This is a genomic window from Nitratiruptor sp. YY09-18 (assembly GCF_016593235.1).
Classification (GTDB): Bacteria; Campylobacterota; Campylobacteria; order Campylobacterales; family Nitratiruptoraceae; genus Nitratiruptor.
The window spans coordinates 524,287-547,254 of record NZ_AP023065.1 but is presented as its reverse complement, the minus strand read 5'-3'; the positions used below and the strand labels follow the sequence as shown (position 1 = coordinate 547,254).

General features: G+C 38.4%; 27 protein-coding genes. 15 read left to right on the top strand and 12 right to left on the bottom strand.

What is annotated here, in order from left to right:
* Positions 1 to 41 precede the first annotated feature (41 nt).
* Positions 42 to 389, top strand: coding sequence for a hypothetical protein (locus JG734_RS03070; protein WP_201333567.1), 348 nt, complete (start codon positions 42 to 44; stop codon positions 387 to 389).
* Here JG734_RS03070 and JG734_RS03065 read toward each other — a convergent pair.
* The 3 genes from JG734_RS03065 to JG734_RS03055 are packed head-to-tail and all read right to left on the bottom strand — an operon-like array spanning position 378 to position 3,759.
* Entirely contained in the window at positions 378 to 1,706 is a 1,329-nt protein-coding gene (locus JG734_RS03065) for a sodium ion-translocating decarboxylase subunit beta (protein ID WP_201333566.1), read from the bottom strand. The genes JG734_RS03070 and JG734_RS03065 overlap by 12 nt on opposite strands.
* A gap of 4 nt (positions 1,707 to 1,710) precedes the next feature.
* Positions 1,711 to 3,519 carry a biotin/lipoyl-containing protein gene (locus JG734_RS03060; protein ID WP_201333565.1) on the bottom strand — a complete coding sequence of 603 codons (1,809 nt, stop codon included), beginning with the start codon at positions 3,517 to 3,519 and terminating at the stop codon, positions 1,711 to 1,713.
* 12 nt (positions 3,520 to 3,531) lie between these two features.
* A complete protein-coding gene (locus tag JG734_RS03055) occupies positions 3,532 to 3,759 on the bottom strand; it encodes an OadG family protein (RefSeq protein WP_201333564.1) in 228 nt (75 codons plus the stop codon).
* Positions 3,760 to 3,885: 126 nt separating this feature from the next.
* Here JG734_RS03055 and JG734_RS03050 point away from each other — a divergent pair, with 126 nt between their 5' ends.
* Together JG734_RS03050 and JG734_RS03045 are read left to right on the top strand one after the other, a co-directional pair.
* Entirely contained in the window at positions 3,886 to 4,116 is a 231-nt protein-coding gene (locus JG734_RS03050) for a hypothetical protein (RefSeq protein ID WP_201333563.1), read from the top strand.
* Positions 4,109 to 4,690 (top strand): class I SAM-dependent methyltransferase, encoded by a 582-nt coding sequence (locus tag JG734_RS03045; protein ID WP_201333562.1) that lies wholly within the window; start codon positions 4,109 to 4,111, stop codon positions 4,688 to 4,690. The genes JG734_RS03050 and JG734_RS03045 overlap by 8 nt, the downstream gene beginning before the upstream one ends.
* On the opposite strand, the gene JG734_RS03040 is transcribed toward JG734_RS03045, so the two are convergent.
* From JG734_RS03040 to serB, 3 genes are read right to left on the bottom strand one after another with little or no spacing between them, the layout of a single operon-like run.
* Positions 4,667 to 5,398 carry a DUF72 domain-containing protein gene (locus JG734_RS03040; protein WP_201333561.1) on the bottom strand — a complete coding sequence of 244 codons (732 nt, stop codon included), beginning with the start codon at positions 5,396 to 5,398 and terminating at the stop codon, positions 4,667 to 4,669. The two genes, JG734_RS03045 and JG734_RS03040, sit on opposite strands and share 24 nt — an antisense overlap.
* A complete protein-coding gene (locus JG734_RS03035; RefSeq protein ID WP_201333560.1) occupies positions 5,388 to 5,840 on the bottom strand; it encodes a YbhB/YbcL family Raf kinase inhibitor-like protein in 453 nt (150 codons plus the stop codon). The genes JG734_RS03040 and JG734_RS03035 overlap by 11 nt, the downstream gene beginning before the upstream one ends.
* Positions 5,841 to 5,880: 40 nt before the next feature.
* The gene (serB, locus tag JG734_RS03030) at positions 5,881 to 6,504 is read right to left on the bottom strand and encodes a phosphoserine phosphatase SerB (RefSeq protein WP_201333559.1); all 624 of its coding nucleotides are present in this window, start codon (positions 6,502 to 6,504) and stop codon (positions 5,881 to 5,883) included.
* Between the two features lie 63 nt (positions 6,505 to 6,567).
* Between serB and JG734_RS03025 the strand changes: the two genes are divergently transcribed.
* A complete protein-coding gene (locus tag JG734_RS03025) occupies positions 6,568 to 7,482 on the top strand; it encodes a methylenetetrahydrofolate reductase (protein WP_201333558.1) in 915 nt (304 codons plus the stop codon).
* Positions 7,463 to 8,344, top strand: a complete 882-nt coding sequence (locus JG734_RS03020; RefSeq protein ID WP_201333557.1) for a hypothetical protein — start codon at positions 7,463 to 7,465, stop codon at positions 8,342 to 8,344. The genes JG734_RS03025 and JG734_RS03020 overlap by 20 nt, the downstream gene beginning before the upstream one ends.
* Here the strand turns inward: JG734_RS03020 and JG734_RS03015 are convergent.
* Genes JG734_RS03015 through greA form a run of 3 tightly spaced genes read right to left on the bottom strand, consistent with a single transcriptional unit; the run spans position 8,313 to position 10,496 of the window.
* The gene (locus tag JG734_RS03015) at positions 8,313 to 9,032 is read right to left on the bottom strand and encodes a UDP-2,3-diacylglucosamine diphosphatase (RefSeq protein ID WP_201333556.1); all 720 of its coding nucleotides are present in this window, start codon (positions 9,030 to 9,032) and stop codon (positions 8,313 to 8,315) included. The genes JG734_RS03020 and JG734_RS03015 overlap by 32 nt on opposite strands.
* Positions 8,992 to 10,002, bottom strand: coding sequence for an N-acetyl-gamma-glutamyl-phosphate reductase (gene argC / locus JG734_RS03010; RefSeq protein WP_201333555.1), 1,011 nt, complete (start codon positions 10,000 to 10,002; stop codon positions 8,992 to 8,994). The genes JG734_RS03015 and argC overlap by 41 nt, the downstream gene beginning before the upstream one ends.
* On the bottom strand, positions 9,999 to 10,496 hold the full coding sequence (gene greA, locus JG734_RS03005) for a transcription elongation factor GreA (RefSeq protein ID WP_201333554.1): 498 nt from the start codon (positions 10,494 to 10,496) through the stop codon (positions 9,999 to 10,001). Before greA ends, argC begins: the two co-directional genes overlap by 4 nt.
* Before the next feature lie 48 nt (positions 10,497 to 10,544).
* On the opposite strand from greA, the gene lpxB reads away from it, so the two are divergent.
* The 10 genes from lpxB to JG734_RS02955 are packed head-to-tail and all read left to right on the top strand — an operon-like array spanning position 10,545 to position 18,439.
* Positions 10,545 to 11,555, top strand: a complete 1,011-nt coding sequence (gene lpxB, locus JG734_RS03000) for a lipid-A-disaccharide synthase (protein WP_201333553.1) — start codon at positions 10,545 to 10,547, stop codon at positions 11,553 to 11,555.
* Entirely contained in the window at positions 11,548 to 12,456 is a 909-nt protein-coding gene (locus JG734_RS02995) for an AEC family transporter (RefSeq protein WP_201333552.1), read from the top strand. Before lpxB ends, JG734_RS02995 begins: the two co-directional genes overlap by 8 nt.
* A complete protein-coding gene (surE, locus tag JG734_RS02990; protein ID WP_201333551.1) occupies positions 12,453 to 13,235 on the top strand; it encodes a 5'/3'-nucleotidase SurE in 783 nt (260 codons plus the stop codon). The genes JG734_RS02995 and surE overlap by 4 nt, the downstream gene beginning before the upstream one ends.
* Complete coding sequence (locus JG734_RS02985) at positions 13,225 to 13,947, top strand: tRNA threonylcarbamoyladenosine dehydratase (RefSeq protein ID WP_201333550.1); 723 nt, start codon at positions 13,225 to 13,227, stop codon at positions 13,945 to 13,947. The genes surE and JG734_RS02985 overlap by 11 nt, the downstream gene beginning before the upstream one ends.
* Complete coding sequence (locus JG734_RS02980) at positions 13,853 to 14,536, top strand: glycosyltransferase family 2 protein (protein ID WP_201333549.1); 684 nt, start codon at positions 13,853 to 13,855, stop codon at positions 14,534 to 14,536. The genes JG734_RS02985 and JG734_RS02980 overlap by 95 nt, the downstream gene beginning before the upstream one ends.
* Positions 14,533 to 14,865, top strand: coding sequence for a DUF2304 domain-containing protein (locus JG734_RS02975; protein ID WP_201333548.1), 333 nt, complete (start codon positions 14,533 to 14,535; stop codon positions 14,863 to 14,865). The genes JG734_RS02980 and JG734_RS02975 overlap by 4 nt, the downstream gene beginning before the upstream one ends.
* The gene (locus JG734_RS02970; RefSeq protein ID WP_201333547.1) at positions 14,858 to 15,742 is read left to right on the top strand and encodes a GNAT family N-acetyltransferase; all 885 of its coding nucleotides are present in this window, start codon (positions 14,858 to 14,860) and stop codon (positions 15,740 to 15,742) included. Before JG734_RS02975 ends, JG734_RS02970 begins: the two co-directional genes overlap by 8 nt.
* Positions 15,739 to 16,641, top strand: a complete 903-nt coding sequence (locus JG734_RS02965; protein WP_201333546.1) for a lysylphosphatidylglycerol synthase transmembrane domain-containing protein — start codon at positions 15,739 to 15,741, stop codon at positions 16,639 to 16,641. Before JG734_RS02970 ends, JG734_RS02965 begins: the two co-directional genes overlap by 4 nt.
* Positions 16,638 to 17,447, top strand: a complete 810-nt coding sequence (locus tag JG734_RS02960) for a polysaccharide deacetylase family protein (RefSeq protein WP_201333545.1) — start codon at positions 16,638 to 16,640, stop codon at positions 17,445 to 17,447. The genes JG734_RS02965 and JG734_RS02960 overlap by 4 nt, the downstream gene beginning before the upstream one ends.
* The gene (locus JG734_RS02955; RefSeq protein ID WP_201333544.1) at positions 17,447 to 18,439 is read left to right on the top strand and encodes an efflux RND transporter periplasmic adaptor subunit; all 993 of its coding nucleotides are present in this window, start codon (positions 17,447 to 17,449) and stop codon (positions 18,437 to 18,439) included. The genes JG734_RS02960 and JG734_RS02955 overlap by 1 nt, the downstream gene beginning before the upstream one ends.
* On the opposite strand, the gene JG734_RS02950 is transcribed toward JG734_RS02955, so the two are convergent.
* From JG734_RS02950 to JG734_RS02940, 3 genes are read right to left on the bottom strand one after another with little or no spacing between them, the layout of a single operon-like run.
* Positions 18,425 to 19,885, bottom strand: coding sequence for an HD-GYP domain-containing protein (locus tag JG734_RS02950; protein WP_201333543.1), 1,461 nt, complete (start codon positions 19,883 to 19,885; stop codon positions 18,425 to 18,427). The two genes, JG734_RS02955 and JG734_RS02950, sit on opposite strands and share 15 nt — an antisense overlap.
* On the bottom strand, positions 19,875 to 22,049 hold the full coding sequence (locus JG734_RS02945; protein ID WP_201333542.1) for a hypothetical protein: 2,175 nt from the start codon (positions 22,047 to 22,049) through the stop codon (positions 19,875 to 19,877). Before JG734_RS02945 ends, JG734_RS02950 begins: the two co-directional genes overlap by 11 nt.
* A 9-nt stretch (positions 22,050 to 22,058) precedes the next feature.
* Positions 22,059 to 22,961 carry a hypothetical protein gene (locus JG734_RS02940; RefSeq protein ID WP_201333541.1) on the bottom strand — a complete coding sequence of 301 codons (903 nt, stop codon included), beginning with the start codon at positions 22,959 to 22,961 and terminating at the stop codon, positions 22,059 to 22,061.
* Between the last annotated feature and the right edge of the window lie 7 nt (positions 22,962 to 22,968).

Below are 22,968 nucleotides of genomic sequence, written 5' to 3'. Positions count from 1 at the left end.
TTATGATAAAATCTATAAAGTATTATAACCAAAGGAAGAGTGTGAAAAAAGATCGCTATATACGATCTAAATATATTCGTGAATTGGAACGCTTCGTCAATAGAATAGTCGATTTTTTCCAAACGGAGCGAACAAAAGAGCAGATAGATGCCCATATAGCTAAAATCTTTGCACCCTTAGAGGATATTGAGACTACCTACTTGCAAAGTGAATACCTCAAAGAGTTAGAAAAATTTGTTGAGCGCAATGCGAATTTGCACTTAAGTGAAAAAGAGGCTAGCCAAATCCAAGAAGATGTACTTAAAGAGGCAAATCTTTTGCGAAAGCTCAAACGAAAAAAAAGCTTTGCAAAAGAGAAACACAGAGGCAAAAGCCTCTTAGAAGATTGAGAGCAATACCCCAGCTGCAACAGCTGAACCGATAACTCCTGCCACATTGGGGCCCATTGCATGCATGAGTAATACGTTTGTAGGATCTGCTTCCATTCCTACCCTGTTTGCCACACGCGCTGCCATAGGTACCGCACTCACACCTGCAGCTCCTATGAGAGGATTGATAGGCTCTTTGGAGAGTTTGTTCATGATTTTACCCATAATAACACCCGCTGCAGTTCCAAGTGAGAACGCTACAAGTCCTAGAAGCAAAATACCGAGTGATTCTGGTACGAGGAAGTATTCAGCTGCAAGCTTACTACCAACTGAGAGGCCGAGGAAGATAGTGACGATATTGATAAGCTCATTTTGTAACGTTTTAGAGAGTCTCTCAACCACACCAGATTCACGCACAAAGTTTCCAAAAGTAAGCGCTCCAATAAGTGGAGAAGACTCTGGTAAAATCAAGATAGTAAGTACAAGAACTGTGAGTGGGAAGAGGATCTTTTCAAGTTTGCTTACTTTACGTCTTGTAGTCATACGAATTTTTCGCTCCTCTTCCGTAGTCAAAGCCCTCATAATAGGAGGTTGGATAACTGGAACTAGAGCCATGTAGCTATATGCTGCCACAGCCATTGCACCCAAAAGGTCAGGCGCTAGTTTACTAGCGATAAAGATCGTTGTTGGACCATCAGCACCGCCAATGATCGAAATTGCTGCAGAATCTTGCAGACTAAAATCAAAAATTCCCATCTGGCTCAACGCCACTGCACCAACGAGTGTTCCAAAGATACCAAACTGCGCTGCAGCACCCAAAAGTGCAGTCTTTGGATTGGCAAGCAGCGGTCCAAAGTCTGTCATAGCGCCAACACCCATGAAGATGAGAATCGGAAAGAGCTCATTGGCAATACCAGCTTTGTAGAGCTCACCGATAAATCCACCATCGCCGATGATATTTGCCAAAGGAATATTGGCAAGCAACCCGCCAAAACCGATAGGAATGAGCAAAAGGGGTTCAAATCCTTTGGCAATCGCTAGATAAAAAAGTAAGAAAGAGATACCAATCATAATTATGCGTCCAGCGCTTTGCTGGAACTTATTGACTGGATCACCTTTAGCGTTTTTCACACTATCTTGAGGATTTAAAAAAGCATAGATACCTGTTTGCTTGTAGAAGTTATAGAGCAGTGATCCAAAACCTTTACTCTCTACCTGCTGCTCTTGTTTGGCTGCAGGTTTGGCCTCTTTTGCCATATGATCCATTGTTGCGAGTGCTGTGATGGGGATCACAAAGACACTGAGTGCAAGCAGGAATGTAATTAGTTTTCTCTTCATATCCCTACTCCATTGTCGCTAATACTTGGCCCTCTTCGACCGTATCATTGACTTTGACAGCGATGTGCGCAATAACTCCATCTTTTGGTGCAGGAATATCTATCTCCATCTTCATCGACTCTAATATCATGATCTTATCACCAGCTTTTACCTGATCACCTGGATTGACAAGGATTTTCCATACTGTTCCAGGAACTGCAGATTTAATCTCAGTCATGCCACCTGCTGCTTCACCTCTACTCTCTTGCTCTTCAACAATTTCAGGCTCTTTTTTAGCCTCTGCTTCAGCTTGCGGCTTGACCTCTACATTGCCTTCTGCAATCTCAACAACAAACTTCTCTCCATCTACAATTACTGTATAGATTCCATTAGTTTTGCTCACTTTCTCTTCCTCCATTTCGCTCTTTTTTCTTACCATCAATGGGCTTTCGCCTTTTAAGAATGCAATACCTTTATCTCCACATGCTGCTGCTATGAAGATATTCTCTTCTGTTGTATCGATATTTTCTTCTTCAAGTCGCTTCTTCCAGTATGCAATAGACTTAGTCTCATCACGATCTGCTATGTCGAGTGGGTTTTCTGAAGTAGGTTCCAATCCAAGCTGTTCACTTGCAAGTGCAACCACTTCTGGATCAGGTACAACTGGCGTTTTTCCAAAGTATCCAAGAACCATCTTGCCATATCCTGGAGCAATCTTCTTCCATGGCCCAAACATGACATTATTAAATGCTTGCTGCCAATAAAACTGACTTACCGGCGTTACACTTGTACCAAATCCACCTTTCTCAACTACTTCGCGCATCGCTTTAATAACTTCAGGGTATTTGTGCAAGATCTTATTATCACGCATCATCTGGGTATTTGCAGTAAGTGCTCCACCTGGCATTGGTGAGAATGGAATGAGTGGGCTTACTTGTGTTGCTTCAGGTGGAATGAAGTAGTCTGCAAGGCACTCTTTGAGTGTCTCTTCATAATCTAAAACTTTTTCCATATCTAATCCACCAAGATCGTATGGTTTACCTTTGACTGCGTGAAGCATTGTGATGATATCTGGTTGGCTCGTTCCCCCACTCACAGGAGACGCTGCAAGATCAATACCATCTACACCAGCTTCGAGTGCTGCTAAATAGCACGCTACACTCACGCCTGCGGTCTCATGGGTATGAAGACGTAAATGCACATCTTTACCAAGGAGTTTGCGTGCCATTTTGATAGTCTTAAATACCTTATCAGGACTGCTTGTACCACTTGCATCTTTGAAAGCGAGGCTATCAAACTCAATCCCTCTATCTAAGATTTCGCGCAGTGTCTTTTCATAAAACTCTGGAGTATGCACCCCAGTGCATCCTGGAGGAAGATCCATAATTGTGATAACTATTTCATGCTTCATTCCGTGCTTTTTAATACACTGTGCAGAGTATTCAAGGTTGTCAACATCATTGAGAGCATCGAAGTTACGCACTGTTGTTGTGCCATGTTTTGCAAAGAGTTTTGCAAAAAGATCTATCATTTCACGGCTTCCAGTATCAAGCATCACCGTATTGATACCGCGAGCAAGGATTTGCAAGTTCGCTTCTGGTCCTACTTTTTCTCTAAAGGCATCCATCATATCGAACGCATTTTCTCTGAGGTAGAAAAAGAGGCTTTGAAAGCGTGCACCTCCACCAAATTCAAAGTGCGTGATCCCAACCTCTTTGGCTGCATCAAGAGCCGGTAGAAAGTCTTGCATGAGTACACGCCCACCAAAGACCGACTGAAATCCGTCTCTAAAAGTGGTATCCATTACATCAATATATTTCTTTTTCTGTGCCATTGTCACCTCTTTTTAGGATTTTTTCATATGGTGGATAGCTGCAGTTATCGCGGCTACTTTTTTGAGTTTTTCGCGTCTTGAAGTTTTTGTCTGGGGTGTAGAAGATTCGTCCTCGAATGTTTGTGGAAAGTATTTGAGCAAGATTTTGTGTTGCCAATCGAGCACAATCACCATCACATACAAAAAGACAAAGACAACACCCATCCCAAGAATCATATATTTTACTGCTTCCATCAGCATAGGGCTACTCCATTGATAACGTTTGCCTAATTTTATGAAAAATTACCTTATAGTAACTTTTATATATTTTTTTCATTTGAAAAAAGATAAGATACTATACTTTTTTACTCAATATAAGGAGGAGCTATGGACAAAGAAGCCGCAATGCAAGAGTTCAAAAAGTATGAGCAGATGCGCATGGATATGTATGAATTTCTAGAGCAGTTTATTCCTAAAGACTCCAACGGAGCACTCGATTTTTCAAAAGCGCAAGATATTCCAGCAATTGAGGTGTTTGATAGATGGTTCAAACTCGACTACCAAGCACGAAAAATCCGTGGTATCGCAATAAACTGTCTAGGTCTTAAGGGTGAGTAGTTTCGACAAACGTGCAAATGATTGGGATAAAAGCGCAAGACGCAAAAATCTTGCTAAAGCTGTAGCGGATGCTATAAAAGAGTGTATTTCTAGCAAATATGAGACAGTTATAGATTTTGGCTGTGGTACGGGACTGCTTGGATACCACTTCCTTGACGATACTTCTACACTCATAGGGTATGATATCTCCCAAAAGATGCGAGAAGAGTTTAATAATAAGAGCCCCTCTTTAGAAAAAGCTTACGCTACAGATGATTTTGCTTCCTTGCCACAAGCCGACCTCATCATCTCCTCTATGGCTTTGCACCATATACAAGATACCGATGCAATAGTCGCAAAGCTTGTCTCAAAACTGAGACCCAATGGAAAGGTTTGTATAGCTGATCTTGAGAGTGAAGATGGGAGTTTCCATGATCACGGCAATGAAGGGGTCTATCACTTTGGATTCGATGTATATGAGCTTGCAAAAATCTTCCAAAAACATGGACTTGAAATCATCTGCAAAAAGAGAGCCTATACCATCAAAAAAGCGCAAGATTACCACATCTTTTTACTCTGTGGCCAAAAGAGCTAAGAGCCTTTTGGCATCATTGATTGCGTTTCCTTCATAGTCGTTATTGAAATAGCAAAATATCCTCTTATTGTGATCTAAAAAGTCTCTTATGAGTTTTGCCCATTGCTGCAAAGCTTCATCGTTATATGATCCTCCATAATGACCATTTGGACCATGTAAACGAATATAGACATCACTACTCGTAGCTATAAGTGGCATAGATTTGCGTCCAAAGTCGTGAAGGCAGAGCGCTACATTGTAGTGGCGCAGGAGTTTAAACACCTCATCAGTGTACCAAGAGCTGTGGCGAAATTCCATCGCATAGTGATAGCCTTGTGGCAAAAGGTGCAAAAATGCACTTAAAAGCTCTAAATCATAGTGTAATGATGGTGGTAGTTGAAAGAGAATCATACCAAGATGTGGCTTTAATGGCTTTACAAGATGCAAGAAGCGGTAGAGTTCATCCTTGCACTCGTGCAACTTTTTGTAATGCGTAATGGCACGATAGGCTTTTATGCTGTACAAAAAACCTTGTGGTGCTTGCTCATTCCAGTGCTGGACACTTTTTGTTTTTGGCAGATGGTAGAAGGTAGCATTGAGTTCAAGGGTATTGAAGTGCTGCACATAAAAGGAGAGGAGTTTATTTTTTGGCAAATCTAGAGGATAAAAAATCCCCCTCCAATGCTCATAATAAAATCCGCTAGTTCCTATATAGAGTTTATCGCTCATATATTCCCATCAAAACCCCTTCATCAATTATGTAGGGCTCTATTGCCTGAAGAAGCTGCATTTTTGTAAGTCCTGGCTTGAGGTCTGGGAGAGTATCAAGGGCATAGACTTTGATATAGTAGCGGTGTGCACCATTTGGTGGACAGGGTCCTCCATAGCCAATAGTACCAAAATCATTGATGCCTTGCTTGATACCATACTCTAAAACCGGTGCTTGCGGTATTCCAGCTGGAAGCTCCTTAATTGAAGCTGGTATGTCATACATAACCCAATGCACAAATACTCCCATAGGTGCATCTGGATCATCCATAATAACAGCCAAAGATTTCGTATTTGCCGGAACATCTATAAATTCAAGGGGAATAGAGATATTTTCTCCATCACAGGTATAGCGTGAAGGAATTACTCCCCCATTTTCAAAAGCTGATGATATAACTTGCATATGTGTCTCCTTTGCATTGAGTGAAATAAAAAGAAAAAAACTAATCAACCACACGAAGTATTTCACGCAGATCCTTTGTATCAATTATAACATTTGCCTCTTTTTTAAGAATATCTTTTGCGCAAAACGCTATCTTTGTCTTTGCATGGGCAAACATGCTTCTATCATTGGCTCCGTCACCTACTACAACTGTATCTACAGGAGTAATTTGCAAAATATGTTGGAGTCTTTGCAACATATCACCTTTGCTAAAATCAAACATCATATCTCCACCTACCAATCCTGTGAGTCTTCCCTCTTTTGCGTGGAGAATATTGCTAAAATCAGCATCAAATCCTAAAACATCTCTTGCATAGCTCGTAGCATTGCGAAATCCGCCGCTAAATACAACGACACGGTATCCTCTCTTTTTCAGTTCACTTATTGTCTCTTTTGCTCCTGGCATATAGGGAAGGTTGTGGCAGATTTCATCAACTTTTGCAACTTCTAAGCCTTCGAGGAGTTTGACTCTAGTTATGAGGCTTTCAAAAAAATCGAGTTCTCCTTGCATTGCCATCTCTGTAATTTGCGCAACTTTATCTTTGAGCCCAAGGGCTCCAGCCAAAAAATCGATCGTTTCACCATCCATCAATGTAGAATCGAAGTCAAAAACCGCCAGTTTCATGCATCTCCTTTTTACAATAGTTTAACCTACTATTGATTAAAATAAAACAAAAAGAGGCTTTGTATGTTTGAAGAACTCTTACATAAATTGCGTAATGGCAGATATATCTCCCTAGAGACTACTCCTGGACACCTTCCAACAATCAACAATATTATTGAAAAAATAGACCAACGCAATCTTTATAAAAAAGTAGATGCATTTACAACTACCGACAATCCCCTTGCAAAGCTCAAATACAACGCTATTATGGCTGCTATGAGGCTGCAAGAGAAATTTAAAAAACCTGTCATTGCTACAATGAGTATGCGCGATCGCAATAAGCTTGCTCTGCAATCAGACCTTTTGGGTGCGAATGATTTTGATGTGCGTGCAATACTTGCCCTAACAGGCGACCCAGCAAAAATCAGTGACCAACCAAATACGAAAGGGTGTTTTGAAGGAGATAGCACACTCTTGCTTGATATTATAAAGTGCTTTAATGCTGGAATCGATTATGCTGGAAGAGAGTTTAGTATCAAACCAAAAAAAATTTACCCGTTTGCAGTGAGCAATGCCTATGCAAAAAATCCAAAAACATTGCAAAAAAGATTGAGAAAAAAGATCGAACATGGCGCTCTTGGAGTAATCACCCAGCCAGTCTTTGATATAGAAAATGTCAAAAATCTGCTTGCGATGTTTGATGAGGTGCGCAACGAGTTTGAAGGGGAGCGTCAAAATGCACAACTTATCCTTGGACTCTTTCCAATAACAAAACTCAAAACTGCACAGTTTCTCGCCTCACATGTACCAGGTATCAATGTCCCTCGTTTCTGGATTGATGAACTCTACAAAGCCCACAAAGATGGAGAAGAAAAAGAGTATGATGTAGGTTTTAATCTCAGCAAAGAGCTCTTTGAAGAGATTCTAAACATCCATCCAAAAATTCACCTCATGACTGCAAACAGATTCGAGGTTGCACATGCGCTTCTTTATAGTTAGTCTTTTTGTTATTACTACTCTCTTTGCAAACTCTATTGAGAACTTTTTCTCTGTAGCAGACAACTATATCTATACCTATCTTGATGCACTCGATATTTGGCTTTCTGGAGTATCATCAAAAGTGAGGCCATCATTTTATATACAAGCATCTTTAACATCAGCCTATGAAGAGCGTCACAAACCTCTTTATAGACTCAATCTCAAATCCAATTTTACTCTTCCTCGCACCTCAAAAAAGCTCAAACTCTTTTTCGAGGACTTCAGACAAAAAGAGGCGATAGATAACCAAAATGCTGAAAATATTAATGATGTAACAAAAAACGAATCATATCTCTTAGGCTTGACTTACAATGTGCGCAATAAACTCTCCTATCGTGTAGGTATGAAGCTCAATAGCATCGATCCCTTTGCAGGGCTGAGATATGATGGGAGGGCTCATTTTGAGAACCTGCATATCTACTACGGGTTTGATTATCGCTACTATATCAAGCGTCAACACGATACATCTATTTTTTGTAATTTCACCTATCCCCTCAGTAGTTCCACCACTTTTGCATTTGAGAACAACTACCGCTACCAAGAAAAGAGTGATTATAAAAATCAATTTGTGACATCACTCAAACTCTACCAATCACACCAATCAAGCAATATCATCTATCATGCAGATATCTATGCCAACGACTCTTCATCACAAAACATGGAGATCAACTACTATTACACCGGAGTTGATTGGTATCTATATTTTATGCACCACCATCTCTTTACTGCCCTCTCGCCAGGTATCATGTGGCGCAATACCAAAGGCTATCAAAAAGATTATCGCTTTATGCTTACCCTTGGTGTGCAACTTTGGAAAAAGTAGCATCCCCTTCATAGCGCATATAGTGCTTATCACACCCAAATGAAGGAAGATTTATGTAGCGTGTATCTTCACACTGACACTCGCACGCTTGATGAAAATGCCCTTCTATAACAATGTCGGCTTGATAGAGTCTTGCACGCTTACAGGCAAACTCTTCAAATCCTTCTATCGATTTACATAGATTTTTTGAAGCGTTATATGTTTGAATTTTGTGCACTATCCAGTCATTGCTATTAAAAAGGTTTAAAACCCGCAAAACAAGTGGATTTTCTATTGCGCGGCGATAAAACTCATACCCTTTGCCAACAAAAATATCCCCGTGGGCCAAGGCTACTAAATAGCCTCCATCTTTGACATAGAGTGGCTGTTGTGCTCTAGGGATTACTTGAATGTGTGGAAAGACTCTTTGGAGATTGAAGTCGTGATTGCCTTCAAGGTAGATAATTTCACACTTTTGTGCTAAAGAGTTTATCGTATCTATAAGTTTTTTATTGTGTTTATAGGTAGAAGGGATAGAGCCCACCAGAAGATCACTGATATCTCCCATTAAGAAAATTTGTGGAGATTTGATTTGAGATAAAAAGGCTACAAGCTCTTCTCTCAACCCCTGATGGTAATGCGCATCAGCGATAAAGAGTGCACCCTTTTTAAGGGATATAGGCAATTTTTGGGAGGGCATGTCCCTCATCTATCCCCATCATCAAGTTGGCATTGGCTAAGGCTTGGGAACTGGCTCCTCGCAAGAGGTTGTCTATTGCACTGCTAATAAAGAGCGTCTTATCATGAGTAGTAGCAAAAATATCACAAAAGTGAGTACCAGCAACTGATTTAATATCCACAGGGCTCTCTTTGATTCTTACAAACTCCTCATCTGCATAAAAATCACGCAAAACTTCAATGGGATCGATGCTTTCTTGGAGTATTGCATAGATACTGACAAGCATTCCTCTTGTGAGAGGAAGCAGATGTGGCACGAAGTTTATATCATAAAGAGCATCTCCGATACTCGCCAGTTTCTCTTTTATTTCGATACTATGGCGGTGCTTAATGGGGTTGTAAGCAAAAATATTCTCGTTGATAGTTACATAGTGAGTGTTGTGCGTACACTTTTTGCCAGCTCCACTGACACCACTCTTTGCATCGATCATGAGAGGATAGTCATTATCAATATAAGGCAAAAACGGTATAAGTGCTAAGAGCGTTGCGGTTGGATAGCAGCCAGGATTTGCTATAAGAGAAGCTTTTTGGATCTTTTCTCTATTGATTTCAGGGAGGCCATAAACTGCGCTCTGAAGATGCTCTGGATCGGTATGCGAAGTGTAGAAAGCTTCATAGTTCTCTCTTTGCAAACGGTAGTCTGCTGAGAGGTCTACCACTTTGACGTCCTCTTCCAAAAGCGGCTTTGCTATTTGCATAGCACTTTTGTGCGGAAGAGCCAAAAATGCAAAATCGCAGCTTTTAGCTATCTGCTTTGGATCTGCCTTATGTACTGGTAGATCTACAACACCCTCTAATCCTCTATATATTTCACCTATACTTGGAAGCTCTTCACTGCCATAGAGAGCTGTGAGAGTAAAATAGTCGTGACTAAGCAGAAGTTTAATAAGCTCTAAGCCGGTATATCCGGTAGCTCCTACTATGGCACATCTATATTTCAATTCTCATCCTTAAAAACTATTGGTTTGTAGTAGACCTCTAATACCTCAAAATCGATCTCACCTTTTGGAAGCTTGACAGTTATCTCATCACCCTCCTCTTTGCCTAGCAGTTGACGAGCCAGTGGAGTATTATAGGAGATAAGTCCATGCTCTGGATTACTCTCAGTCGAACCAACAATTGTATATTCTATCTCCTCATCCTCTTCTAGATCCAAAAGTTTTACAGTAGAGCCAAAGCCAACTTTGTCATGAGGAAGAGTACTTGGATCGATTACTTGAGCGCGAGCCAAAAGATCAGAGAGCTCAGCAAGGCGGGCATCAATAAAGGCAAGACGCTCTTTAGCTGCATGGTACTCTGCATTTTCTCGCAAATCTCCATGCTCTTTTGCCCTTTCGATCTCCTCTACAACTCTTGGTCGCTCAGCTTTGAGATCCTCAAACTCTTTTTGGATTTTGTTAAAGCCATGCACAGTCATCGGTTCTCTTTTTTCCATTGACCCCGATCCTTTTTTGCTATAATTATACCAACTTTTAGGAAGAGCATGAAAAAGATACTCATCAGCGCATTTGAAAAATCCGCAAACCTTCATCTTAGCTATCTCTTGCCTCATATAGCGTATGAGCCAATAGGAATATTTGATACAAATTTAGGAACCCCTTTGGTTGACATGCAAAACTTTGCTGTGATGGGTTTTGTGGATGTTCTCAAAAAGATACCATTTTTTATCGATCTCAAAAAGCGGATGGTTGATCTTGCCACTCAAGCAGACAGAGTCCTTCTCATAGATGCAAGCGGATTTAATCTGCCTCTCGCAAAAGCGATAAAAGAACGCTATCCCAATAAAGAAATTATTTATTATATTTTACCCCAAGCATGGGCGTGGAGAAGAGGACGTATCAAAAAGATTGAACGCTATGTAGATAAAGCGCTCTCAATTTTGCCTTTTGAAAAGGAGTACTACTCACCTCATTACAATATCAAATATGTAGGACACCCCCTTCTTGATGAGATTAAACAGTTTAAAACCTCTCCTACAAAAACTGACAAAATTGTCTTCATGCCTGGGAGCAGAAAGCAAGAGATCATCTCACTCATGCCAATTTTTCGCAAGGTACGTAAAAGAATCGATAAAGAAGCCATCTTGGTTGCTCCAAAAAACATGGATCTTTCAATCTATGGTGATATTAGTGGTTTTACACTCTCCCACAATCCTCATCAAGCGCTCTATGAAGCTGAATTCGGCTTTATATGCAGTGGGACAGCCACCCTTGAAGCTGCGCTTATTGGCACACCTTTGGCGCTGTGCTATATCGCTAAACCGCTAGACTATGCAATTGCTAAGAGTTTTGCAAAGATAGATAAAGTGGGACTAGCAAATATAATGCTAGAAGATGTGCATCCAGAGTTTTTGCAAGAGGAAGTGAATGAGCGTAATCTCTTGCAAGCTTACAAAAATGCTGAACCAGAGGCCTTCTTGCAAAAGTCTTTTGAGTTGCGCAAGTATCTTGGGCATGGCAGTGCGAAAAATGCAGCCAAGGAGATAAATGGATAGCTTTCAAGCCGTCTTTTTTGTCTATCTCTTTATTCTCATAGGCTTCATTGCAAAAAAGATATTTCAAGACAAAAGTGATGAGAAGACTTTGGTGCTCCTCTCAGTCTATATTTTCCAGCCATTTCTTACATTTTGGGGGCTTTTGCAAAAGCCTCTCGATCTTGATCTAGCCTTGGCACCTCTTATATTTTTTGGATTCTCATTTTTCATAATTCTTCTCAATATTTTTCTAGCTAGGCTCCTCTTTGAGGATGCAAAAGATCGCTCTATTTTTATTGTCTCATCAGTAATAGGAAATACCGGCAATCTCGGAGTTCCACTCGGTCTAGCACTCTTTGGTCCTGCAAGTCTGCCTTACACTACTATAGTCAATCTCGCTAATGTCTTTATCGTCTATAGTTTTGGGGCATATTTCTATTCACGGGGAAGTTTTGATGTGAAAAAATCTATCCTCAATACTGTAAAACTTCCGATTTTATGGTTTGCACTTTTAGCAATTGTGCTCAATCTCATACATTTTCACCCATCTAAATTTTTCAATCTCTTTTTAGAAATGGGCTCTTATACTGCCATTGTGCTCCAGCTTCTCATTTTTGGCTTCTATCTAGCAAAGGTGAGTCTTAAAATCGTTGAGCCAAAACTTATCTTGGCAGTGACATTTATGAAATTTGTTACACTTCCGTTGCTAGCGTTTTTTGTGTTGCAATTTATTGAGATCGAAGCGCTAGCAAAAAAGGTAATATTTATGGAGATCATGATGCCGTTAGCTGTGGCAAATGTCAATCTTGCAGCACTCTATAGGTGTAAAGAGCTCATAGTTACAGCACTTATATTTATAACGACCGCACTCTTTATACCACTTTTACCACTCTATATAAAAATAATTGAGAGGTTAGGATGAAACGTATACTCATAACAAATGATGATGGATTTGAATCTCCTGGTCTTCATGCCCTTAAAGATGCGCTCCAAGAACTCGGTGAGGTGCTCGTAGTCGTTCCAGCAAGTGAAAAGAGTGCCTGTGGGCACAGCCTCACACTCACCCAGCCCTTACGATTTATACAACTAGATGACAATTTTTACAAACTCGAAGATGGCACGCCAACCGATTGCGTCTATCTCGCTCTCAATGCCCTCTATCCAGAAGATGTCAGACCAGATCTTGTGGTGAGTGGAATCAACCGTGGGGCAAACCTTGGTGAAGATATAACATACTCAGGAACAGTTGCTGGTGCCATGGAGGCTGCACTCTATGGGATTCCATCATTTGCGATTAGTCAGGTATGCAATGCAAACTGTGAAGAGACAGAGATGGATATAGGGTATGAAAATGCGCAAAAAGTAGCTTACGATATAGCTAAAAAGATTTTAGAAAAAGGCTTTCCACTCCATGAACGCAGACTCCTCAATATCAACATCCCAGCAGTCAAAGAGATAAAGGGATATAAAATTACAAAAGCAGGATACCGCATATATGCCAATCAAGCGCATCTCCATAGAAATCCCAGGGGATTAGAGTATTGGTGGCTAGGACTCCATCCACTCGAGTGGAAACCAAGCCAAAAGAGAGACTGCGATTTTGAAGCGATTGCCAACGGCTACGTCTCGATCACTCCTATCCAAGCAGATCTTACTGCCTATGATGAGATAGAACATCTAAGGAAGTGGTATGAGATATGATCGGTGCAAAAAGCTCTTTGGAGATAGTTTTGCAAAGCTGCAAAATGCAAAAGTCTTAATATTGGGAGTTGGAGGAGTTGGAAGCTTTGCGCTTGACTGTCTCTATCGCAGTGGTGTCAAAGATATCACAATAGTTGACTTTGATCGCTATGAAGAGAGCAATCAAAACAGGCAAATTGGAAGTGAAAATATTGGTGAAATCAAGGTAGATATTTTAGCTAAGCTCTATCCAGGTATAAAAAAAATTCATACTAGAATCGATAATGAATGGGTAGAAAATTTTGACTTTGAAGAGTATGATGTAGTTTTAGACTGTATCGATGATGTACAAGCAAAAGTGGCAGTAGCCAAAAAGTGCGCTCATAAACTCATAGCATCTATGGGAAGCGCACGAAGAGTTGATCCAACTCACATCCAATCAACCTCTATATGGAAAACTTATGGTGACCCTTTTGCAAAAAAGATACGCTATGAACTTAAACGAAACGGATTTGATAAAGATTTTTTGGCAATTTTTTCACCAGAGCAGCCAAAATCCCAAGACAAAGGGAGCTTTGTAGGAGTTACTGGAAGCTTTGGACTTGCAATATGTGCAAAAGCAATAGAATGGATAGTAGATGAAAAGAGATGTAGCAATAGTAATACCCCTTTACAACGAAGAGAAGGTAATCAAAGAGACACTACAAAATCTCAAAGCCAAAAGACCAAATGATGTGATCATTGTCGTCGATGATGGCTCTAGCGATAATAGCTACCAAGAAGCTTGCATACCTGGCGTTTATCTTCTTCGCCACATTGTCAATCTGGGACAAGGTGCAGCTTTGCAAACAGGCATCGATTATGCCAAGAAGCTAGGATGCAAATATGTTGTGACATTTGACAGTGATGGGCAGCACTGTGCAGATGATATTGAAAAATTTATAGAAGTTCTACGCAAAAATGAAGCTGATATTGTGCTTTGCTCGCGGTTTTTGGGAAAAGCAGAAAATATTCCAAGGCATAAAAAGTACTTCTTAAAGGTTGCCGCGCAGGTAGAGAGGTTTCTTACTGGAATCAATCTCACTGATGTGCATAACGGTTTTCGGGCAATCAATGTAGCAAAGTTTCCAAATTTTGTTATTACCCAAAACCGCATGAGTCATGCTTCAGAGATTATCGATCTTATCAAACGACTCCATATGCGCTATAAAGAGATGCCCTGTACCATCAAATATAGTGAATATTCTCTTAGCAAAGGTCAATCTATGATGAACAGTATCAACATCGTCATAGAGTTCATTCTCGGAAAGGCAATTAAATGATTTTTATCAAACTCTTTCTTATTGCAGTACTCACAATAGTACTCCTCTTTCTCTCATTTTCTAGTAGATTTCGCACATATCAGCGCATAACTCTAGGATTTTTCTATTTTGCTTTAGTGATAATGATTATCTTTCCAAAAGAGGCAGATAAAATAGCAGCATTTTTTGGCATTGGACGTGGGGTTGATCTTGTTATCTATCTCTCTATCGCTATCCTCTCACTACTAGTAGCTATTCTCTATGCCAAGACAAAGATAAATGAGAGAGCAATTACAAAAATAGTACGCGATATCGCCATCATGAAAGCAAGAGAGTGTGATAATGAATAGAGCCTATTCAAAAGAGCTGATAGATCTTTGGAAAAAGGCAATTAAAGATACGTATAGGCTTGAAGAATATATGGACTTTTTGATCCAACCCACTATTACTGGGAGCAAGTATTTGACATATTTACCTATGATAAACTATACTGATCGCACCAGTGATGAGGCGGAAGATCTTTTGGAACTAGCAAAAGAGCAAAATTATCAAATCCGATTGCTCAATCCTTACTACCAAGACTTCAAAGATTTTGATACTGTAACACTACGTATGCCCATTACTACAAAAGATGAAGAGGAGCTTATTAAAAGCTATCGTAAACTTGCTAAACGTAGTATCAATAAAGATAGGAAAAATGGGGGTATTAAAGTCAAAATCGACAATAATATAGACCTTTTCTATGATATTATTGCTACAATTTACAAAGATCACGGCACTCCTATTTTTCCTAAAGAGTTTCTCTATAACCTCAAAAAGTATCTGGATGAGCGCCTCCACTTTTATACATTTTTTGAAGATGATGAGATTCTTGGTGGCTATATGGTTTTTGTAGACAATAAGATCTTAACACTTCAACTAGGCGGCATACTCAATAACTTCAAAAAACGCCACAACGGATACTATTTTCACCACAAAGTAATTATGAATATGCTAGAAAACCATGATATTGAGATTGTAGATTTTGGAAGATCTGGCTACAACAGTGGTACATTCTTTTTCAAAACCCGTTTTGGTGCGAACCCTGTAAAGATCGACATCCTCTCAAGCGAGCAAAAAAACGTCTATCAAAGCTATCAATTAGCTGCTACTATATGGAAAAAGATTCCAAAACCTATCACTGATTTTGTCGGTCCAAAACTAACGAAGTATCTTGTAGATCTATGAAATATATTATAAAAATTGCCATAATAAGTCTACTGCTTCTTTGGCTCTTTTATGATATTGATTGGAACCTCTTTATACAAAGCCTCAAACACCTCAATCTTGCTGGTATTATTCTTACATTTTGTGCAGTTTTTTTGAGTGATATTATTATCTCCTATCGCTGGTATTACCTGGGGCTTTTTCGCTACACTTTTCTCACAAGTCTCGAAGCCAATATGCTTGCCTTTTTTCTCAACATCTTTGCACCTGCAAAGCTTGGGGATCTAAGCAAAATCTACTATTTACATAAAAAAGAGAATGCCAAAATCAAAAATGCTACTGCCATGTTTTTGATTGAGAGAGTTTTTGATGTAATAATTTTGGGATTTTTGATCCTTTTTAGCACCATTTTTATCTATCCAGACCCAAAAGCCTCTATTGCTGTAGGAGTTATTGCGCTCATTATTCTACTTTTTTTCTCTATTCTTTTAAGGCCTCGATACTTTTTTATACTGCTCCAATTTATCCCTGCTAGGAAATTGCGCCTTATTCTCTATCAGATTTATAAATCACTCCAAACGTTTCTAGATAGAAAAAAGCTCTTTACTCTTTTTATTCTCTCCGTTGCGGTCTGGGCTGGATACTATCTCAATAATTTTATATTTTTCATCACGGCTACCGATTTTGACCTTACCCTATCACAAATTTTCATAGCCTCTACACTTGCATTTGCAGTATCTGCTATTCCTCTCACACCTGGAGGTATCGGCACTTTTCAAGCAGCTTTTGTTCTAGTGCTTGGATGGTATGGTATACCTAAAGAGAGTGCTCTAAGTGCTTCGATTGTGCTACAATGTCTCTATATTTTGCCAGCAACTTTGTATAGTCTCTATCTGTTTATGACAAAAGAGTTTTTATGATGTATCTAGCGCAAAACTATACTAAATATCCATTATGGCTCACAATTGATGTGGAAGAGCTTGAAGATGCAAATTTTGGTATACAGCCCAAAAAGAAGCTGCATATTGATTATGCATATCTCATAGATCGCTGGATAGGGCTTTGTAGCAAATATGATATACACTCTACCGCTTTTGTGCTAGGCTCTTTTGCCAAAAAATATCCTCATTTGGTGCGAAAACTCCATGAAGCAGGTCATGAGATAGCTTCTCATGGGATGTATCATGAACTTATCTATAAAATCCCTTTTAAAGAGTGGAAATCACAAACAATCCAAGCAAAAAAAATCCTTGAAGATTTAATTGGAAAAGAAGTGAGAGGATATCGCAGTCCTAGTTGGACGCTGCCATTTGAGAAGAAGTATTATAGCACTCTGAGAGCAATGGGATTTTACTACTCCTCCTCCTATTTTCCTTTCAAAACATATATGTATGGCAATACAATAGACAAGAAAGAGCCTTTCGCGATATATACAGAGCATGGTAAAATTACTGAGATACCTATACCAAAATATATTCTCCCTTTTAGTGGGGGCTTTTATATGCGTATACTCCCTTTCTGGTTTATCCGCTATGCAATGCAAAAGTTAATCAATAAAGGGTATAAACCGATAATATATACACATCCTTATGAACTACTTGATAATCTTTTTTTCAAATATATCAAGGATGTGAAGTTTGATATGGCATATATATTGACTTTTGCCCATAGTGCAAATAGTCTGCAGCGATTCAAGATGTTATTGGAAATATACAAGGATAGATGATGCGGATTTTTTACTCTATTTTAGCCCTCTTGCTTCTTATTAGTTTGAGCGGATGCGCAAAGAGTGCGGAAGAGAAAGAGATAAAAGAGAGCAAAAAGGGTGTCACACTGCGACTTGAAGGTGAAGTGTACCCTTCAGTGCAAGAAAAAATCGTTGCAACAATGGATGGCAAAATTAAAAAACTATTCGTTCACCCAGGTGACAAAGTCAAAAAAAATCAGCCTCTTATCGCTTTTGATACAGTTATCACACAATTTGATATTGAAAAGACACAAAAAGAGCTAGAATACCTCAAAGAGTTTCGTCGCTTTGTCAAAAATAGCAGAGCCTCCAACGTCAATCTCGCTCTTGTCAATATAAATAGACTCAATCTTGAGCGTTTAGCAAAACTAAGAGCGAGAGGATATACAGACGCTAAAGAGATCGATAATGCGAAAGCTATCTATGCATCATCACTCCATAACCGCTATGCACAACAAGAGTTAAGAAGGGAAAAACTTCACTCTTTAGATGAAAGAATCTCTCTTGTTGTCAATCAATTACATAAACTTCAGCACACATTAGCAATGAGCAAAATATATAGTGATACATCTGGCTTTATTGACACTCTTACAGTTCAACCAGGAGATTATGTTGTCAAGGGCTCTAAACTTGGTACTCTCATCAATATCGATAAAGTTGTAGTCAAAGCTGGGGTAGCTCCTGGGCTTCTGCCTTTTGTTAAAAAAGGCAAAAAGGTCAAAATCGACTTCATCACTACTCCACCTTACCATACCGAAGCGACAATCTCTCGCGTTTCTATGGTTATCGATCCAGATTTTAAACGTATGACGGTAGAGATCGAAATACCAAACAAAAACTACCTCCTCCAGCCAGGAACAAAAGCTTTGGTCACTGTCCATCTAACAAAAGAGGAGCAAGAATTTATCAAAAAGAACTTTATTGATAATCCAAATAAGAGTCTTTATGAGGTAAAATCACAAAACTTTTGATCCAAGTACCTGAAGCTTTCTATCGATACTCTCTTCAATCTCTAAGAATGTATTGATAATGTGTTCATCTACAAGCTTATTTTTGAGCTGCGCAATCTTTTCTACTGCCTCTTTATGGGTGAGAGCTCTGCGATAGGCTCTTGGGCTCGTAATCCCTATATAATATTCGGCCAGAGCAACAATTTGTGCCAATATCGGAATCTCGCTTCCTTTGAGACCATAAGGATATCCTGTCCCATCAAATCGCTCGTGATGATACTTAATGATATTTGCGATATGGTAAATACTCTCAACAGGTTCTACAATGATGCTACCGATGATTGGATGAAAACGTATGAGATCTAGCTCTTTTGTATTGAGTTTATCTTGATCGAGAAAATGCTCAATCTTTCCAATCATTCCAATATCATGGAGCTCAGCTCCCAAGGAAATCTCCTCAAGACTTTTTTCGTCCAAAAAGAGAGCCTTTCCAACCTCTAGGCTTACAAGTTGCACTTTTTTGGAGTGGTTTTTAAAATATCTGCTTTGCATCTCCAAAGCCTGGTTAGACATACGTAGAAAATGAATGTAATTATTGACTATTTTGCTATTGGAACTCATATTTTCAAAGTAGATCCCAGCCATATCCAAAAATGAGCCAATCTGTTCAATCTCTTGAGGTGCGAGTGGTGTCTTGGTGTACACTTCAAGAGTGTATGGCGTATTTCTGATAAAAAACTCCTTCTTCACGCTTTTTTCCTGAGGCTTTTTGAATATTTTTTTGACAAGGTTATCGCGATTTACAAGTATAAGACCATCAGCATCTATAGTTTTTCCAATGAGTGAGATAACAAATTTCATAAAAGTTTCTGTACCATACTGCATATTAAATATATTTTTCAAAACTTTATTGGAGCTTTCACTCACTAGTTGCAGATGATTGATATTTTCTAATTTTGCAATCTTTTCATAGTATGCTCCAAGCATCTTCCAAAACCCAAAAAAGAACTCTTCATCCAACTCTTTTTTGCTTACAAGCACCATGAGATAGTCTTGAGATGTGGTAAGTATATAGTGATAGTAGTAGTTTCCAATCTTCTCTTTTATTTGGATTTCTCTTTTATATACGCGCTGCTTGATCTGTAACTCATCATTTTCAAAGAGGCTGCTTTGAAGTATAAAGATATCTCCACGCCGTTGATAAAAAGCTGCCTCTTTTACACCACTATACAATGCAAAAGGCTTGAGTGTTGTAAAAAATTCACTCATAGTTTTTGCTTCGGCGATTTGATCAAAGAAGGCGTCAAGTTTTGTAATGGTAAGTTTAAGCGTGGATTTGTCCTTGAAAAGTTTTACTGCAATAATAAAAAAAACAATTGCTAAAAGTAAAAAGATGTACCAAAAATTTATAGCTATAAAAAATATTATCTCATCTAGGTGACTTTTTATAAAGAGATCATTGATCATTCTTTCTCTCCAGATATTTTATGTAAGCACTATTATCTATTTCATAGACTGTCACAAGTTTGCTTTTTGCAAAAATAGTAACATTTTTATGTGTAGAGTTATAGATTGCAATCCAGTTTTTTAGATTCTCTTCAATATCTTTTCTCCATCTATAAAACCACTCATCTTTGCCTGTATATTTGTGGGGAATATCTTCCACAAATATATATACCTTTTTCGTTGGAATTGGAAGATATTTTGCATTGGGATCATACTTGGTAATAAACTCATTTACATTTATCATATATCCTTTCCCTAAAACCTTTGAGTACTCCTGCACATATGAAACTACTGTCCATGTAAAAGGTTTATTGCTCTTTACTATTTTGTATAAAAACAATGGAACAGATGAGTACTGCACGCCATTGATAAACTGTTTGATCTCATCAAGATCTTTGTAGTGTGGAACTATAAATATTGAAATCAAAAGTGTACAATAGACAATAATCAAAAATACAATTTTATAAATACGCCTTAGCATTAGCTTCAAAGGTAGCCACAAAAATAGTTTGATAAAACAAGCAGTAACTATCGTTAATGACAAGAAGAGATACTCTGCTCCCCGTGAAGGGTGTACAAGTTTTGGCAATCCTAAGTTCTCAGCATAAAAGACTACAAAAAAACCAAGAGGTATGAGTAGGAAGCTACTAAAATAGAATCTCTTACGCCAAACAAGTGCTAAAACAAAAAAGAAAAGAGTTATCAATAGAATAGAAAGATGCAATGGGGTGAGCGTAGATATTGTAACATCTTCTATGCCAGATGCTACCAGTTCGTTTACAGCCTGCTTTGTACCAAAGAGTCTATCGAGAAAGGGAGCTGCAGCGCCAAAGTCTTGTGGTATGCCATACTTAAAAACTGACAGTACCCATCCATTTCCAAAAATTGCTGCTATTACAATAGCTATCAAACCCCTTTTGAGCAGATTCCAGGTAAGTTTGAGATGCAGTATGGCATTGATTGCAATAAAGATACTTGGAACTATCAAAGCAATAGCACCACCCCCATGGAATATAAAGACCAGCATAAGAGTAAGCGTGTAGTTGACCAAAAAGCGTGTTCGCCCTGTATCGATAGCCTTAATGAGATAGAAAAGATTGAGCAAAAACATAGCCGAAGAGTGCTCATAAGCCATACCACTAAAATAGCGAATAATTGGAGTTCTAGAGACTCTCTCAAGATTGAGATCAAAATGTTCATAAAAACTAGCAGGAACATTGTAGATTTTAAAACCAAAAAAATTGATAATATCAGGATTATTCGTAGTTGTAATCGGCGTTGCTATATAATCATTGAGAGGAGAACCTATAAAAAGTGATCCAAAAATGAGCAAAACTAAAAGAGCAATGAGACTGGAAACACTAAAGCGCTTAATAACAAAGTAAACCCCAAAGAGTAAAAATAGAATCAAAAGAATTGGATAGATATTAAAGAGCACAATAGTATCGATATGAGTGATTTTATATAAAATAAAAATAAGAACCGAAATTCCGTAAAAATCTGCTCCGGCAGTCTTGTTATCTGCATAGAGTATATTTTTATCAAGATTCGCGACCCACTCAAAAAACTGACTCGTATCTGACAAAGGATTAGCAAGAGATATAAAGCAGCGAAAGCCCAAAATATAGACTAAATGCACAAAAATGAAAACAATAAGAAGCTTTTTAAAAAGCTGGTAATAGTTGATATTTTTGAGATAGAGAAAAAACTCCTCCTCTTTTTTTCGCTTAAAATTTTTGATAATCTCTTTATAGTTATCAAAAAACTCTAGGAGTACTATGACAATACGAATACGCAAGGAAGTTAGATACTCTTTAAGATTTCTTTTTTCATAGAATCGCACAAAAAAGAGTTTGAGTGCAATAATTACACCAATAAATGTAAAAACATTAAATATTTGCAAAAAAACCATCAAAGGAACGGCAAGTTCGATAAAAACAAGCATATATAAAATATTTGAGATTATATTCTCAATTCCAGCTCCTGCATTAGTTTGAGGGAAAATACGTCTTGGAAGATAGAGAAAAAAGAGATATGCAACTACAAGGAGGATTATTGCGTATGTAAGATTGAGAGAGATTATTTGGTTGAGTATTTCAAAATCGATAAAATCTGGACGCTTCACTTCTCACTCTTATCTATTGAGAAAATAGTATAATAATTTCCAGCGAAGCAATTCTCCATCATAATATGCATCTTGGTACTCAAAAGGAAGGAGTGTAACCACTGCTCCTTTTCCATATCGCTTCATAGTTACTAACGGTTTGCCTTTTTGATCTACAAGGAGTGGCTTTCCATCAAGTATCATGAAGTTTTCTAGATAGTTATCGAGGTTGAGGCGTAAGCGTGCAATGCCTTTGATGAGGGATCTTTTTTGGTTCACTACGAAACTTTGGGAAGAGCTGACATAGTTGAGAAAATCGATACTTTTTGATTGAAAAAGATAATTTTTGAGTGGTGATCCCCAAAATTTTAGTCCTCTAAAACCATTTTTGATTAAGTAGTTGATCTTTTTCGTATTGATTTCACCACTTTTGGTAAAAATGTCATATTTTGTTGAAAATATTCCAAACTCAACCCATAAAACCCCGCCTTTTTCAACCCAGCTACGCAAAATCTTTTGCTCTTGTGCACTTATATTGTATGAGTAGGCAATATTGCTCATTACATCAGAGGTGAGTTTGCGATAATCCTTGATCCAAAGTGGGAGAACATAGATAAAATCAACCAGTTTTGGTTCATTTCTTAATTGCCAAAAATCTACATCTTTTATATTTTTGGCATTGTAGACAAAATTGATACTTTCATAAAATTTTCTATCAAACTTCCCGCGTATATCATAATTTTTTTTCAAAGAGACAAATGGAAAGCGATGAAGCAGTTCGCTTGGTCTATTTTCATGCGTCTGTAAAGGTAAAATAGTATTGCAAATAACTACTTTTTCACTCTTTTGCAACTCTTTTTCGATCGTTGCTTTTGAAGCACAACCACTCAAAAGTACTATAATAGAAAGTAAAATAATCAGATAGTGCTTCATACATTCT

Coding starts and splice junctions, on each gene's coding strand:
- JG734_RS03065 (WP_201333566.1), bottom strand. CDS start 1,706: ATGAAGAGAAAACTAATTACATTCCTGCTTGCACTCAGTGTCTTTGTG.
- JG734_RS03060 (WP_201333565.1), bottom strand. CDS start 3,519: ATGGCACAGAAAAAGAAATATATTGATGTAATGGATACCACTTTTAGA.
- JG734_RS03055 (WP_201333564.1), bottom strand. CDS start 3,759: ATGCTGATGGAAGCAGTAAAATATATGATTCTTGGGATGGGTGTTGTC.
- JG734_RS03050 (WP_201333563.1), top strand. CDS start 3,886: ATGGACAAAGAAGCCGCAATGCAAGAGTTCAAAAAGTATGAGCAGATG.
- JG734_RS03040 (WP_201333561.1), bottom strand. CDS start 5,398: ATGAGCGATAAACTCTATATAGGAACTAGCGGATTTTATTATGAGCAT.
- JG734_RS03035 (WP_201333560.1), bottom strand. CDS start 5,840: ATGCAAGTTATATCATCAGCTTTTGAAAATGGGGGAGTAATTCCTTCA.
- serB (WP_201333559.1), bottom strand. CDS start 6,504: ATGAAACTGGCGGTTTTTGACTTCGATTCTACATTGATGGATGGTGAA.
- JG734_RS03025 (WP_201333558.1), top strand. CDS start 6,568: ATGTTTGAAGAACTCTTACATAAATTGCGTAATGGCAGATATATCTCC.
- JG734_RS03020 (WP_201333557.1), top strand. CDS start 7,463: ATGCGCTTCTTTATAGTTAGTCTTTTTGTTATTACTACTCTCTTTGCA.
- JG734_RS03015 (WP_201333556.1), bottom strand. CDS start 9,032: ATGAGGGACATGCCCTCCCAAAAATTGCCTATATCCCTTAAAAAGGGT.
- greA (WP_201333554.1), bottom strand. CDS start 10,496: ATGGAAAAAAGAGAACCGATGACTGTGCATGGCTTTAACAAAATCCAA.
- lpxB (WP_201333553.1), top strand. CDS start 10,545: ATGAAAAAGATACTCATCAGCGCATTTGAAAAATCCGCAAACCTTCAT.
- JG734_RS02995 (WP_201333552.1), top strand. CDS start 11,548: ATGGATAGCTTTCAAGCCGTCTTTTTTGTCTATCTCTTTATTCTCATA.
- surE (WP_201333551.1), top strand. CDS start 12,453: ATGAAACGTATACTCATAACAAATGATGATGGATTTGAATCTCCTGGT.
- JG734_RS02985 (WP_201333550.1), top strand. CDS start 13,225: ATGAGATATGATCGGTGCAAAAAGCTCTTTGGAGATAGTTTTGCAAAG.
- JG734_RS02980 (WP_201333549.1), top strand. CDS start 13,853: ATGAAAAGAGATGTAGCAATAGTAATACCCCTTTACAACGAAGAGAAG.
- JG734_RS02975 (WP_201333548.1), top strand. CDS start 14,533: ATGATTTTTATCAAACTCTTTCTTATTGCAGTACTCACAATAGTACTC.
- JG734_RS02970 (WP_201333547.1), top strand. CDS start 14,858: ATGAATAGAGCCTATTCAAAAGAGCTGATAGATCTTTGGAAAAAGGCA.
- JG734_RS02965 (WP_201333546.1), top strand. CDS start 15,739: ATGAAATATATTATAAAAATTGCCATAATAAGTCTACTGCTTCTTTGG.
- JG734_RS02960 (WP_201333545.1), top strand. CDS start 16,638: ATGATGTATCTAGCGCAAAACTATACTAAATATCCATTATGGCTCACA.
- JG734_RS02955 (WP_201333544.1), top strand. CDS start 17,447: ATGCGGATTTTTTACTCTATTTTAGCCCTCTTGCTTCTTATTAGTTTG.
- JG734_RS02950 (WP_201333543.1), bottom strand. CDS start 19,885: ATGATCAATGATCTCTTTATAAAAAGTCACCTAGATGAGATAATATTT.
- JG734_RS02940 (WP_201333541.1), bottom strand. CDS start 22,961: ATGAAGCACTATCTGATTATTTTACTTTCTATTATAGTACTTTTGAGT.